Source organism: Mitsuaria sp. WAJ17 (genome assembly GCF_014174515.1).
GTDB lineage: Bacteria > Pseudomonadota > Gammaproteobacteria > Burkholderiales > Burkholderiaceae_C > Roseateles_B.
In genome coordinates, this window is sequence record NZ_JACJUG010000013.1 from 122,586 (window position 1) to 136,087 (window position 13,502).

Genomic DNA, 13,502 nt, shown 5'->3' on the forward strand with positions numbered 1-13,502 from the left:
GAGGTCCGCCGTGTCCATGAGCAGCAAACCGGGCCACGCAGGCTCCCGCTTCAATGTGTCGCGTTGGGCGCTGGAACATCCGGCCCTGACGCGCTACCTGATGATCGTGCTGATGGTGATGGGCTTCGCGGCCTACTTCCAGCTCGGTCAGGACGAGGATCCGCCCTTCACCTTCCGCCTGATGGTTGTCCAGGCCTTCTGGCCGGGCGCCACCGCCATGCAGATGGCCGACCAGGTGACGGACAAGATCGAGAAGACACTGCAGGAAGTGCCTTACTCGGACAAGATCCGCTCCTACACCAAGCCGGGCGAGTCCCTCACCATCTTCCAGCTGAAGGACAGCACGCCGCCCAAGGAAGTGGCGGACGTCTGGTACCAGGTCCGCAAGCGCGTCAACGACATGCGCTACACCCTGCCGCAGGGCGTGCTGGGCCCCGTCTTCAACGACGACTTTGGTGACGTCTACGGCTCCATCTACGCCCTCAGCAGCGACGGCTTCAGCCGCGAGGAGTCCCGCGTCTACGCCGAACGGGTGCGCCATCAACTGCTCAAGGTGAAGGACGTGGCCAAGGTGGAGGTCTTCGGCGTTCAGCCCGAGAAGATCTACATCGAGGTCTCCCAGAAGCGTCTGGCCGAGCTGGGCCTGGACTTTTCGCAGGTCATCAACCAGATCGGCGCCCAGAACGCGGTGGAAGGCGCTGGCGTGCTCAATGCCGGCAGCACCAATCTGCAGATCCGCGTGCAAGGCCAACTGGACGACCTCAAGGCCCTGCGCGACTTCTCGATCCGTGCCGTCAACCCCTTCACTGGCGCCGCCAGCCAGTTCCGCTTGGGCGACATCGCCGAGGTCAAGCGCGATTACGTCGATCCGCCCAGCACCATGGTGCGCCACCAGGGCAAGCAGGTGCTGGCCCTGGGCGTGTCCATGGCCAAGGGGGGAGACATCATCGCCATGGGCCAGGCCCTCAAGGCCCAACTGGCCGAGGTCCAGAAGGGCCTGCCGGCGGGCATGGAGCTCTCGCAGATCCAGGACCAGCCGTCTTCGGTGTCGCGCTCGGTGAATGAGTTCGTCCATGTGCTGATCGAGGCCGTGGTGATCGTGCTGGGCGTCAGCTTCATCAGCCTGGGCCTGCACACGCGGCCCCTGCGCATCGACATCTGGCCGGGCCTGGTCGTGGGCGTCACCATTCCCCTGGTGCTGGCCATCACCTTCGTGACCATGTTCTATTGGGGCGTGGGCCTGCACAAGATCTCGCTGGGCTCGCTGATCATCGCCTTGGGGCTGCTGGTGGATGACGCCATCATTGCGGTCGAGATGATGGTTCGCAAGCTGGAAGAGGGCTACGACAAGATGCATGCGGCGACCTTCGCCTATGACGTCACCGCCATGCCCATGCTCACCGGCACGCTGATCACGGCCGTGGGCTTCCTGCCCATCGGGCTGGCGCGCTCCACGACGGGTGAGTACACCTTCGCCATCTTCGCGGTGACAGCGGCCTCGCTGGTCATCTCCTGGCTGGTGTCGATCTACTTCGTGCCCTATCTGGGCTCCTTCCTGCTCAAGACCAAGGCCGGCCACGGCGGCGAGGCCCACGAGCTCTTCGATACGCCCTTCTATAACCGCTTCCGCGCCCTGGTGCGCTGGTGCGTGGAGCATCGCTGGAAGACCATAGGCATCACTGTGCTGCTCTTCGTGGCTGGCCTCTTTGGCATGACCCGCGTGCAACAGCAGTTCTTCCCGGACTCCAGCCGCCCCGAGATCCTGGTCGATCTGTGGCTGCCCGAGGGCTCGACCATCCAGCAGAGCGAGCAGATGGCCAAGCGCTTCGAGGCCCGCATGCTCAAGGAGGAGGGCGTGTCCACCGTCACGACCTGGGTGGGCAGCGGCGTGCCGCGCTTCTACCTGCCGCTGGACCAGGTCTTCCCGCAGTCCAACGTCAGCCAGGCCATCGTGCTGCCCAAGGACCTCACCCAGCGCGAGACCCTGCGCAAGCGCCTGCCCGAGCTGATGGCCACCGAGTTCCCCGAGGTCCGCACCCGCGTCAAGCTGCTGCCCAATGGGCCGCCCGTGCCCTATCCGGTGCAGTTCCGCGTGACGGGCGAGGACCCCAAGCTCGTGCGCAAGTGGGCCGACCAGGCCAAGGAGCTGCTCAAGGCCAATCCGCACATGCGCGGCGTCAATGACAACTGGAACGAGTCCATCAAGGCCCTCAAGCTGGACGTTGACCAGGACAAGGCCCGCGCCCTGGGTGTCACCAGCCAGAGCCTGGCGCAGGCCTCGCGCACCATCCTCTCGGGCACCGTCATCGGCCAGTACCGCGAGGCGGACAAGCTGATCGACATCGTCCTGCGCCAGCCCCTGGAGGAGCGCAACGCCATCACCGACCTGGGCAACGCCTACATGCCCACCACCACCGGCCGCGCCGTGCCCCTGACCCAGGTGGCCAAGGTGGGCTTCGAGTGGGAGCCCGGCGTCATGTGGCGCGAAGGCCGCAACTACGCGGTGACCGTGCAGGGTGACGTGGAGGAGGGCATGCAGGGCGCCACCGTCTCGGCCCAGATTTGGCCGCAGATGCAGGCGCTGTCAGCCAAGATGCCGCCGGGCTATCGCATCGACGTGGCTGGTGCGGTGGAGGAAAGCAGCAAGGGCCAGGGCTCGATCGCGGCCGGCGTGCCGGTGATGCTCTTCATCATCTTCACCCTGCTGATGCTGCAGCTGCAGAGCTTCTCGCGCGCCATGCTGGTTTTCCTCACCGGCCCTCTGGGTATTGCCGGTGTGGCTGCAGCCCTGCTGCTGCTGAACCGGCCGTTCGGCTTCGTGGCCCTGCTCGGCGTGATCGCGCTGATGGGCATGATCATGCGCAATTCGGTGATCCTGATCGACCAGATCGAGCAGGACCGCGCCCGCGGCGTGCCGGCTTGGTCGGCCATCGTGGAGTCGGCGGTGCGGCGTTTCCGCCCCATTGTGCTGACGGCGGCGGCGGCGGTGCTGGCCATGATCCCGCTGTCGCGCAGCGTGTTCTGGGGGCCCATGGCCGTAGCCATCATGGGCGGCCTGATCGTCGCCACCGTGCTGACCCTCCTCGCCCTGCCGGCCATGTATGCCGCCTGGTTCCGGGTGATGCGGCCGGCGGAAGCGAACTCGCGCTTCCCGACGCCTTCGCGCTTCTGATCGCCAGATCAGCGAGGCGCCCTGCCTGGAAACGGGCAGGGCGCCTCTCTCTTTTTGAAGGGGGAACTTGCGGCTAACCCCTAGGCCCGGGAAATGCCCCTATTCACGGCTACAATCACCGGTTTGCCGAAATGCCACGAGGCTGAGGTGGCTTGGGGTTTTCGAACCCCGATGCTGCGGCAGCCTTGAAACCACTCGCGCGGGTGGCGAAATTGGTAGACGCACCAGGTTTAGGTCCTGACGCCTTCACGGGCGTGTCGGTTCGAGTCCGACCCCGCGCACCAGAATCACTTTGTTCACAGAGTCCACTATGGCTGTCACCGTCGAAACCCTCGAAAAGCTCGAACGCCGCATCACGCTCACGCTGGCGGCCGCTGACATCAACAGCGAAGTCGAGACCCGCCTGAAGAAGCTGGCCCGCACGGTCAAGGCTGATGGCTTCCGCCCCGGCAAGGTGCCGATGAGCGTGGTCGCCCAGCGCTATGGCTATTCCGTCCAGTACGAAGTCATGAATGACAAGCTGGGCCAGGCCTTCAACGCTGCCGCCAACGAAGCGCAGCTGCGTGTCGCCGGCATGCCCAATATCGCCCAGAAGGACGAGTCGCCGGAAGGTCAACTGGCTTTTGATGCCACCTTCGAGGTGTACCCGGAAGTCAAGATCGGCGATCTGGCCGCTTCGGAAGTGGAGCGCGTCTCCAGCGAAGTGACCGAGGAAGCCATCGACAAGACCGTCGAGATCCTGCGCAAGCAGCGCCGCACCTTCGCCCAGCGTGCCGCTGCTGAAGCTGCCGCTGACGGCGACCGCGTCACCATCGACTTCGAAGGCAAAATCGACGGCGAGACCTTCGCCGGCGGCAAGGCCGAAGGCTTCCAGTTCCTGCTGGGTGAAGGCCAGATGCTCGAGGCCTTCGAGAAGGCCGTGCGCGGCATGAAGGCGGGCGAGTCCAAGACCTTCCCCCTGGCCTTCCCCGAGGACTACCACGGCAAGGACGTGGCCGGCAAGGAAGCCGACTTCCTGGTGACGGTCAAGAAGATCGAAGCCCAGCACCTGCCCGAAGTGAACGAGGCCTTTGCCAAGTCCCTGGGCATCAAGGACGCCACGATCGAGGCTCTGCGTGCCGACATCAAGAAGAACCTCGAGCGCGAAGTGAAGTTCCGCGTGCTGGCCCGCAACAAGGCTGCCGTGATGGACGCCCTGGTGGCCGCTGCCGAGCTGGACATCCCCAAGGCCCTGGTGAGCGGTGAGACCGAGCGCCTGGTCGAAGGTGCTCGTGAAGACCTGAAGAAGCGCGGCGTCAAGGATGCTGACAAGGCCCCGATCCCCGCCGAGCTGTTCACCGCCCAGGCCGAGCGCCGCGTGCGACTGGGCCTGGTGGTGTCGGAGCTGGTCCGTGCCAACAACCTGCAGGCCAAGCCCGAGCAGCTGCAAGCCCACATCGAGGAGCTGTCGCAGAGCTATGAGAAGCCCGCCGAGGTCGTGCGCTGGTACCTGAGCGACCGTCAGCGCCTGGCTGAAGTCGAAGCCATCGTGATCGAGAACAACGTCACCGAGTTCGTCCTGGCCAAGGCCAAGGTCAGCGACAAGGCCCTGCCGTTCGACGAGCTGATGGCCCAGGCCTGATGAGCTCGGGTCCCGGGCTCACCCCGGGGCTGCCAAGGGCGCCGTGCCGCAAGGCCGGCGCCTTTTTCATTGGGGCGGCAGCCGGCAATGGGGGAGGGTTCGGCCCTTCGGGACAGGCGCGCATCGCGGCCTGTTGCTTGGATGAATCCCCTGCACGGAAGAGCCGCGCTTGCCGGGACATAATCCGACCCCATATGACCCGCTATCACCCGCTGAACCAACCGCAAGGACCCTTCATGAGCGCGCTGGAAACGAGCAATCTGGGCATGGTGCCCATCGTCATCGAACAATCGGGCCGCGGCGAGCGTGCCTATGACATCTACAGCCGCCTGCTGCGCGAGCGCATCATCTTCCTGGTGGGCCCCGTCAACGACGCCACCGCCAATCTGGTCGTGGCCCAGCTGCTGTTCCTTGAGAGCGAGAACCCGGACAAGGAGATCTCTCTTTACATCAACAGCCCGGGCGGCAGCGTCTCGGCCGGCATGTCCATCTACGACACCATGCAGTTCATCAAGCCTGAGGTCTCGACCCTGTGCATGGGCATGGCCGCGAGCATGGGCGCCTTCCTGCTGACCGCTGGCGCCAAGGGCAAGCGCTTCGCCCTGCCCAACTCCAAGATCATGATTCACCAGCCCCTGGGCGGCGCCCAGGGCCAGGCCACGGACATCGAGATTCATGCCCGCGAGATCCTCAAGACCCGCGAGCAGCTCAACCGCATCATGTCCGAGCGCAGCGGCCAGCCCCTGGAGAAGATCCAGAACGACACCGAGCGCGATTACTTCATGTCGGCCGCCGAGGCGCAGGCCTATGGCCTGATCGACCAGGTGATCGAGAAGCGCCCCTGAGTGCAGGCGGGCAGAGTCCGGCCGCCGGTCGGGCTTTGTCCGCATGGCGCACATGGCGCTGGCGCCAACTGGTGCCGGATGAGGGTCCTTATCCGCCCAAGGGCCCTTTCTTCTTATGAACTATCATCAGCACAGGTCTCCCACCTGAACCGTAAAGCAGATCCATGGCCGAGAAAAAAGGCAACTCCAGCGAGAAAGTCCTCTACTGCTCCTTCTGCGGCAAGAGCCAGCATGAAGTGAAGAAGCTGATCGCTGGCCCGTCGGTATTCATTTGCGATGAGTGCATCGAGCTGTGCAACGACATCATCCGCGATGAAGTGCCGGCCGAAGGCGCGCAGCCGCGTGCCAGCAAATCCGATCTGCCCGTCCCGAGTGAAATCAAGAGCAGCCTGGACCAGTACGTGATTGGTCAGGATGTCGCCAAGCGCACGCTGTCGGTGGCGGTCTACAACCACTACAAGCGCCTGCGCCACATGGCGGACAACAAGGGCGAGGTGGAGCTGTCCAAGAGCAACATCCTGCTGATCGGCCCGACGGGCTCCGGCAAGACGCTGCTGGCCCAGACCCTGGCCCGCCTGCTCAATGTGCCCTTCGTGATCGCCGACGCCACCACGCTGACCGAAGCCGGCTACGTGGGCGAGGACGTCGAGAACATCATCCAGAAGCTGCTGCAGAACTGCAATTACGACGTCGAGCGTGCGCAGCGGGGCATCGTCTACATCGACGAAATCGACAAGATCTCCCGCAAGGCCGACAACCCCTCCATCACCCGTGACGTGTCGGGCGAGGGCGTGCAGCAGGCCCTGCTGAAGTTGGTCGAAGGCACGATGGCCTCGGTGCCTCCGCAAGGCGGCCGCAAGCACCCCAACCAGGACTTCTTGCAGATCGACACGACCAACATTCTGTTCATCTGTGGCGGCGCCTTTGATGGCCTGGAAAAGGTCATCCAGAACCGTTCCGAGAAATCCGGAATCGGCTTCGGAGCCTCGGTGAAGAGCAAGTCCGAGCGCAAGGTCTCCGAGCTCTTCCGCGAGGTCGAACCCGAGGATCTGATCAAGTTCGGCCTGATCCCTGAGCTGGTGGGCCGTCTGCCGGTGGTCGCCACCCTGGGCGAGCTGACCGAGGACGCGCTGATCCAGATCCTCACCGAGCCCAAGAATGCCCTGGTCAAGCAGTACCAGCAGCTGTTCGCCATGGATGGCGTGGAGCTGGAGATCCGTTCCTCGGCGCTGGGGGCCATTGCCCGCAAGGCTCTGGCCCGCAAGACCGGGGCCCGCGGCCTGCGTTCCATCATGGAGCATTCGCTGATCGACACCATGTTCGAGCTGCCGGCCCTCGATGGCGTGGCCAAGGTCGTCCTGGACGAACACAACATTGAGGAAGACGCCAAGCCGCTGCTCGTCTATCGCGAGCAGGCCAAGGCCAGCGCCTGACCGGCCCCAAGCATTCGGGCGGCCTTCGGGCCGCTCGCGCGTCACAGCTCAGTCAATCCGGTCTGATGGCAAGAAGAGGGCAGCCGCCCGGCCTTGCAATCAGGCCCTCGGGCCCCAGATGGGCCTGAGAAAGAGAGGTTTCTATGTCCGGTCATCCCATCCTGCCCGCAGAACCCATCACCTTGCCGCTGCTGCCGCTGCGGGATGTGGTGGTGTTCCCGCACATGGTGATTCCCCTGTTCGTCGGGCGTCCCAAGTCCATCAAGGCCCTGGAAGCAGCCATGGACGCGGGTCGCCAGATCATGCTCGTGGCCCAGAAGGCCGCCGGCAAGGACGAGCCCAAGGCCGACGACATGTTCGAGGTCGGCTGCGTCTCCAGCATCCTGCAGATGCTCAAGCTGCCTGACGGCACTGTGAAGGTGCTGGTTGAGGGCCTGCAGCGCGCCACCACCAACACCATCAGCGAGACGGAAGAGCACTTCGTCGCCGAGGTCACGCCCATCCCGCCCGAGGCCACCCTGGCCCCCGAGGTGGAGGCCCTGCGCCGCGCCGTGACCCAGCAGTTCGATCAGTACGTCAAGCTCAACAAGAAGATTCCTCCCGAGATCCTCACTTCCATCGCTGGCATCGACGACGCTGGCCGCCTGGCCGACACCATTGCTGCCCACCTGCCGTTGAAGCTCGACGCCAAGCAGTCGGTGCTGGACCTGGCCGACGTGGCCAAGCGCCTGGAGAAGCTGCTGGACCTGCTGGAGCACGAGGTGGATATCCTGCAGGTGGAAAAGCGCATCCGTGGTCGCGTCAAGCGCCAGATGGAGAAGAGCCAGCGCGAGTACTACCTCAACGAGCAGGTCAAGGCCATCCAGAAGGAGTTGGGCGACGGCGAAGAAGGCGCCGACATGGAAGAGCTCGAGAAGCGCATCCAGGCCGCCCGCATGCCCAAGGAAGCCCGCAAGAAGGCCGAGGGCGAGCTGAAGAAGCTCAAGCTGATGTCGCCCATGTCGGCCGAGGCCACCGTGGTGCGCAACTACATCGACACCCTGGTCAACCTGCCCTGGAGCAAGAAGACCAAGATCAAGCACGACCTGGCCTTCGCCGAGTCTGTGTTGAACGAAGACCACTACGGCCTCGACAAGGTCAAGGAACGCATCCTCGAGTACCTTGCTGTGCAGCAGCGCGTGGACAAGGTCAAGGCGCCCATCCTGTGCCTGGTCGGCCCTCCCGGCGTGGGCAAGACCTCGCTGGGCCAGTCTGTGGCCCGCGCCACCGGCCGCAAGTTCGTGCGCATGGCCCTGGGCGGCGTGCGTGACGAAGCCGAGATCCGCGGCCACCGCCGCACCTACATCGGCTCCATGCCGGGCAAGGTGCTGCAGTCGCTCTCCAAGGTGGGTACGCGCAATCCGCTGTTCCTGCTGGACGAGATCGACAAGCTCGGCATGGACTTCCGTGGAGACCCGTCCTCAGCTCTGCTGGAGGTGTTGGATCCCGAGCAGAACCATACCTTTGCCGATCACTACATCGAGGTGGATTTCGACCTGTCAGACGTCATGTTCGTGGCCACGTCCAACTCGCTGAACATCCCGCCGGCCCTGCTGGACCGTATGGAAGTGATCCGCCTGTCTGGCTACACGGAAGACGAGAAGGTCAGCATTGCCCAACGCTACCTGCTGCCCAAGCAGCGCACCAACAACGGCGTGAAGGAAGACGAGCTGGAAGTCGCCGAGTCCGCCATCCGTGGCGTGATCCGCTACTACACCCGCGAAGCTGGCGTGCGCTCGCTGGAACGCGAGGTCTCCAAGATCTGCCGCAAGGTGGTCAAGGGTCACCAGTTGAAGAGTTATGACGGCAAGGTGGTCATCACGGAGGACAACCTCCATGACTTCCTGGGCGTGCGCAAGTACGACTTCGGTCGTGCCGAAAAGACCAACCAGGTCGGCCAGGTGGTCGGTCTGGCCTGGACGGAGGTGGGCGGCGATCTGCTGACCATCGAGGCCACGGCCATGCCGGGCAAGGGCAACATCATCCGCACCGGCTCGCTGGGCGACGTGATGAAGGAGTCTGTCGAGGCCGCACGCACGGTGGTGCGTTCGCGCGCCAGCCGTCTGGGCATCAAGGACGAGCTTTTCGAGAAGCGCGACGTCCACGTGCACGTGCCCGATGGCGCCACGCCCAAGGATGGCCCCAGCGCCGGTGCCGCCATGACCACGGCCTTCGTCTCTGCGCTGACGGGCATCCCGGTGCGCGCCGATGTCGCCATGACCGGCGAGATCACGCTGCGCGGCGAGGTGACGGCCATCGGTGGCCTGAAGGAAAAGCTGCTGGCTGCTCACCGCGGCGGCATCAAGACCGTGATGATTCCGGAAGAGAACGTCAAGGACCTGCAGGACATCCCCGAGAACGTCAAAAACCAGCTGGAGATCGTGCCGGTGCGCTGGATCGAGCGTGTGCTGGAAGTGGCGCTGGAGTCCATGCCCAAGCCGCTGCCGGAAGAGGAGGCCGTGCAGCCCAAGGCCGCAGAGGAGGGCGCCAAGCCCGCCGCCGCAGTCGGTGATGCCATCAAGCACTGAGACTTTGTTGAAATGACCCGTGCAAGACTTGCGCGGGTCAAAAAATCCGGTCTATAATGTGAGCTTCAGCGCAAACGGTGCGACACTGAAAACAGGGCGAAAGTTCTGGAATCAGTTTTCTCAAACGTGTGTTGAACTCCAGTCGGAGTCCATGCGGGAATAGCTCAGTTGGTAGAGCGCAACCTTGCCAAGGTTGAGGTCGCGAGTTCGAGCCTCGTTTCCCGCTCCAGGATTTTGAAAGCGAATTTAAAAGGGAGGCCCCGGCTTCCCTTTTTCGTCAAGGTCTTCACCAAGGGCCTTGTCGTGGATTGTGATGGCGCGGTAGCAAAGCGGTTATGCCCCGGATTGCAAATCCGGTTAGTCCGGTTCGACTCCGGACCGCGCCTCCAGAGTGACATGCGGGAATAGCTCAGTTGGTAGAGCGCAACCTTGCCAAGGTTGAGGTCGCGAGTTCGAGCCTCGTTTCCCGCTCCATCATTCGATCCGAACGCTGGCTGCCGCCAAAGCAGTCGGCACATGCGGGAATAGCTCAGTTGGTAGAGCGCAACCTTGCCAAGGTTGAGGTCGCGAGTTCGAGCCTCGTTTCCCGCTCCAGTTTCGATGCGCTGGATGAGTTTCATCCGGTCCATGCGGGAATAGCTCAGTTGGTAGAGCGCAACCTTGCCAAGGTTGAGGTCGCGAGTTCGAGCCTCGTTTCCCGCTCCAGATCTGACAAGGGGAAGCACTGCTTCCCCTTTGTCGTTTCCAGGCCTGTCTTCACGCCTGATGATCACGGCAGCCCCCCGGGCCGCCGCCGCAGATAATGCGCACCGTCAGCGACCCTTGCCCGGGTGGTGAAATTGGTAGACGCAGCGGACTTAAAATCCGCGGCCCTGAACGGGGCGTACGGGTTCGAGTCCCGTCCCGGGCACCACATTCGCATGCAAACGGAGCCGGCCTTTGTGCCGGCTTTGTTGTTTCCGACGCCGGCCCGGCTTCAGGGCGAGGGCGGGGCGCCCGGCAGGCCTCAGATGTCGACCTGGCGGGCCGTCTGCGGTGACTGCAGGGCCAGCGTCGCCAGGCGCGCCAGCGGCGCCGGGTCGCCCGTGCTTTCCAGGCGCACGGACGCCGGCTGCACGGATGGCAATCCCAGTTCGGACCAACGCTTGAGGGCCTGGCGCGCGACCGCTCCCTCCGTGTTGAGCACGGTGACCTCCGGCCCCAGCAGGCGCTCGATGCGGGCCTGGATGAAGGGGTAGTGCGTGCAGCCCAGCAGCACGGTGTCGGCGCCGCTGGCCTTCACGGCGTCGGTGTAGGTTTTCAGCAGGTCCTGCAGGCGCTGGTCTTCCAGGTTGCCCGTCTCGATGCGGTCCACCAGACCAGGGCAGGCCTGGCTGTGGACATGGACGACTCCGCCATGGGTGGCGATGAGTTGCCGATAGCGTTCGCTGTTCACCGTGGCCTGCGTGGCCATCACGGCCACGCGCCCGTTGCGGGTGGCCTGCACGGCCGGCTTGATGCCGGGCTCGATGCCCACGATGGGCAGCGCGGGCCAGCGCGCCCGCAAGGCAGCCACGGCGTGCGCCGTGGCGGTGTTGCAGGCCACCACGATCAGCGCGGCGCCATGGGTGATCAGGTGCTCGCCGATGGCCAGGCAGCGCGCCACGATGGCTTCGGTGCTCTTGGGTCCGTAGGGCGCATGGCCGGAGTCCGCCACGTAATGAAGGGGGGCATCGGGCAGCGCGCTGCGCAGCGCTCGTAAGACGGTGAGTCCGCCTACGCCGGAGTCGAAGACGCCGATGCCCGGCGTGACTTCTTCTCTTGGGGAGGCGGCGGGGAGGGTGCTGTCCATCATCAGGGAGCGGAGTCTAAATGCAGCTTGCCAAGGCCCCGATCTTCATGCCTAAAATAGAACGATCGTTCGTTTTATTTTTCACCTTGATGGACGTGTGGCGTGCAGGGCTTCGCGGATGGGCACCAGACCCCCGTAGAATCCTGATTAACGTTTACGTCAATTCGCCTGGAGTGCTTCGATGAAGGTATTGGTTCCCGTCAAACGAGTCGTCGACTACAACGTCAAGGTGCGCGTCAAGAGCGACGGCACGGGCGTGGACATCGCCAATGTGAAGATGTCCATGAACCCCTTTGACGAAATCGCCGTCGAAGAGGCTGTGCGCCTGAAGGAAAAGGGTGTCGTCACCGAGGTGATCGCCGTGTCCTGCGGCGTGACGCAGTGCCAGGAAACGCTGCGCACCGCCATGGCCATCGGTGCCGACCGCGCCATCCTGGTCGAGACCGATGCCGAGCTGCAGCCCCTGGCCGTGGCCAAAATCCTGAAGGCCCTGGTCGATAAGGAACAGCCCCAACTGGTGATCCTCGGCAAGCAGGCCATCGACGATGACTGCAACCAGACGGGCCAGATGCTGGCTGCGCTGACCGGCCTGCCGCAGGGCACCTTCGCCTCCAAGGTCGAAGTGGCCGACGGCAAGGTGGCCGTGACCCGTGAGGTGGACGGCGGCCTGGAGACCGTGTCCCTGAGTCTGCCCGCCGTGGTTACCACCGATCTGCGCCTGAACGAGCCGCGCTACGTCACGCTGCCCAACATCATGAAGGCCAAGAAGAAGCAGCTCGACGTCGTCAAGCCGGCCGACCTGGGCGTGGATGTCACGCCCCGCATCAAGACCCTGAAGGTCGAAGAGCCGCCCAAGCGCAGCGCTGGCATCAAGGTGCCGGATGTGGCCACGTTGGTGTCCAAGCTCAAGAACGAAGCAAAAGTAATCTGACCCCCTACGCGCTTCGCGCGCCCCCTGCCAGGGGGCGGGCATGGCGGCCGGGCACAGCCGGATCCGCATGCCCTACTCGGGAAATCCAAACAGATTGATGCTGTGCGGTGGCCGGTCCGCCGCACTGATGGAGATAGAAGACATGACCGCACTCGTCATTGCTGAACACGACAACGCGTCCATCAAGGGCGCCACGCTGAACACCGTCACGGCCGCTTTGGCTGCTGGGGGTGACGTCCATGTGCTGGTGGCTGGCCACAATGCCGGCGCCGCAGCCGCCGCAGCCGCCCAGATCGCTGGCGTGAGCAAGGTGCTGCACGCCGATAGCGCTGCCCTGGCCGACGGCCTGGCCGAGAACCTGGCCGCCCAGGTGCTGGCCCTGGCCTCGGGCTACAGCCACCTGCTGTTCCCCGCCACGGCCTCGGGCAAGAACGTCGCTCCGCGCGTCGCAGCCCTCCTGGACGTGGCCCAACTGAGCGATGTCACCAAGGTCATCAGCGCCGACACCTTCGAGCGCCCGATCTACGCCGGCAACGCCATCGCCACCGTTCAGTCGATCGATGCCGTCAAGGTGATCACCGTCCGTACAACCGGCTTTGACGCCGCCGCCGCGACCGGTGGCGGCGCCGCCGTCGAGACCGTGGCCGCCGCTGCCGACAGCGGCAAGAGCAGCTTTGTGGGCCGCGAAGTCACCAAGAGCGACCGTCCCGAGCTGACCGCCGCCAAGATCATCGTCTCCGGTGGCCGCGCCCTGGGTTCCAGCGACAAGTTCAATGAAGTCCTGACTCCGCTGGCTGACAAGCTGGGTGCTGCCCTGGGTGCTTCGCGCGCTGCGGTGGACGCCGGCTACGCCCCCAACGACTGGCAGGTCGGTCAGACCGGCAAGATCGTCGCCCCTCAGCTGTACATCGCCTGCGGCATCAGCGGCGCCATCCAGCACCTGGCCGGCATGAAGGACTCCAAGGTGATCGTCGCGATCAACAAGGACCCGGAAGCTCCGATCTTCTCGGTGGCCGACTATGGCCTGGAAGCCGACCTGTTCACGGCCGTGCCGGAGCTGGTCAACAGCCTCTGAGTCGCCCCCCAACGCCAATAGCCTGAA

General features: G+C 64.4%; 8 protein-coding genes and 7 tRNA genes. 14 read left to right on the forward strand and 1 reads right to left on the reverse strand.

Features of this window, described 5'->3' with window-relative positions:
- The first annotated feature begins 16 nt into the window (after positions 1-16).
- The 12 genes from H5407_RS12615 to H5407_RS12670 all read left to right on the forward strand — a co-directional run bounded on the left by H5407_RS12615 (position 17) and on the right by H5407_RS12670 (position 10,551).
- Positions 17-3,172, forward strand: a complete 3,156-nt coding sequence (locus tag H5407_RS12615) for an efflux RND transporter permease subunit (protein WP_183104797.1) — start codon at positions 17-19, stop codon at positions 3,170-3,172.
- Between the two features lie 197 nt (positions 3,173-3,369).
- Positions 3,370-3,456, forward strand: a tRNA-Leu gene (locus tag H5407_RS12620).
- Between the two features lie 26 nt (positions 3,457-3,482).
- A complete protein-coding gene (gene tig, locus H5407_RS12625) occupies positions 3,483-4,793 on the forward strand; it encodes a trigger factor (protein ID WP_183104798.1) in 1,311 nt (436 codons plus the stop codon).
- 236 nt (positions 4,794-5,029) lie between these two features.
- Positions 5,030-5,638 (forward strand): ATP-dependent Clp endopeptidase proteolytic subunit ClpP, encoded by a 609-nt coding sequence (clpP, locus tag H5407_RS12630; RefSeq protein ID WP_310737643.1) that lies wholly within the window; start codon positions 5,030-5,032, stop codon positions 5,636-5,638.
- Positions 5,639-5,802: 164 nt separating this feature from the next.
- Positions 5,803-7,071, forward strand: coding sequence for an ATP-dependent Clp protease ATP-binding subunit ClpX (gene clpX / locus H5407_RS12635; RefSeq protein WP_183104799.1), 1,269 nt, complete (start codon positions 5,803-5,805; stop codon positions 7,069-7,071).
- 143 nt (positions 7,072-7,214) lie between these two features.
- A complete protein-coding gene (gene lon / locus H5407_RS12640) occupies positions 7,215-9,638 on the forward strand; it encodes an endopeptidase La (protein ID WP_183104800.1) in 2,424 nt (807 codons plus the stop codon).
- A 153-nt stretch (positions 9,639-9,791) separates the two neighbouring features.
- Positions 9,792-9,867, forward strand: a tRNA-Gly gene (locus H5407_RS12645).
- Positions 9,868-9,953: 86 nt separating this feature from the next.
- Positions 9,954-10,027: transfer RNA gene (locus tag H5407_RS12650), tRNA-Cys, on the forward strand.
- Between the two features lie 9 nt (positions 10,028-10,036).
- Positions 10,037-10,112: transfer RNA gene (locus tag H5407_RS12655), tRNA-Gly, on the forward strand.
- Positions 10,113-10,156: 44 nt separating this feature from the next.
- Positions 10,157-10,232, forward strand: a tRNA-Gly gene (locus tag H5407_RS12660).
- 35 nt (positions 10,233-10,267) lie between these two features.
- Positions 10,268-10,343: transfer RNA gene (locus H5407_RS12665), tRNA-Gly, on the forward strand.
- A 119-nt stretch (positions 10,344-10,462) separates the two neighbouring features.
- Positions 10,463-10,551: transfer RNA gene (locus H5407_RS12670), tRNA-Leu, on the forward strand.
- A 93-nt stretch (positions 10,552-10,644) separates the two neighbouring features.
- Here the strand turns inward: H5407_RS12670 and murI are convergent.
- Entirely contained in the window at positions 10,645-11,472 is an 828-nt protein-coding gene (gene murI / locus H5407_RS12675) for a glutamate racemase (RefSeq protein ID WP_255501221.1), read from the reverse strand.
- A gap of 178 nt (positions 11,473-11,650) precedes the next feature.
- On the opposite strand from murI, the gene H5407_RS12680 reads away from it, so the two are divergent.
- Positions 11,651-12,400 (forward strand): electron transfer flavoprotein subunit beta/FixA family protein, encoded by a 750-nt coding sequence (locus tag H5407_RS12680; protein WP_183104801.1) that lies wholly within the window; start codon positions 11,651-11,653, stop codon positions 12,398-12,400.
- Between the two features lie 142 nt (positions 12,401-12,542).
- Entirely contained in the window at positions 12,543-13,475 is a 933-nt protein-coding gene (locus H5407_RS12685; RefSeq protein WP_183104802.1) for an electron transfer flavoprotein subunit alpha/FixB family protein, read from the forward strand.
- The last annotated feature ends 27 nt before the right edge of the window (positions 13,476-13,502 follow it).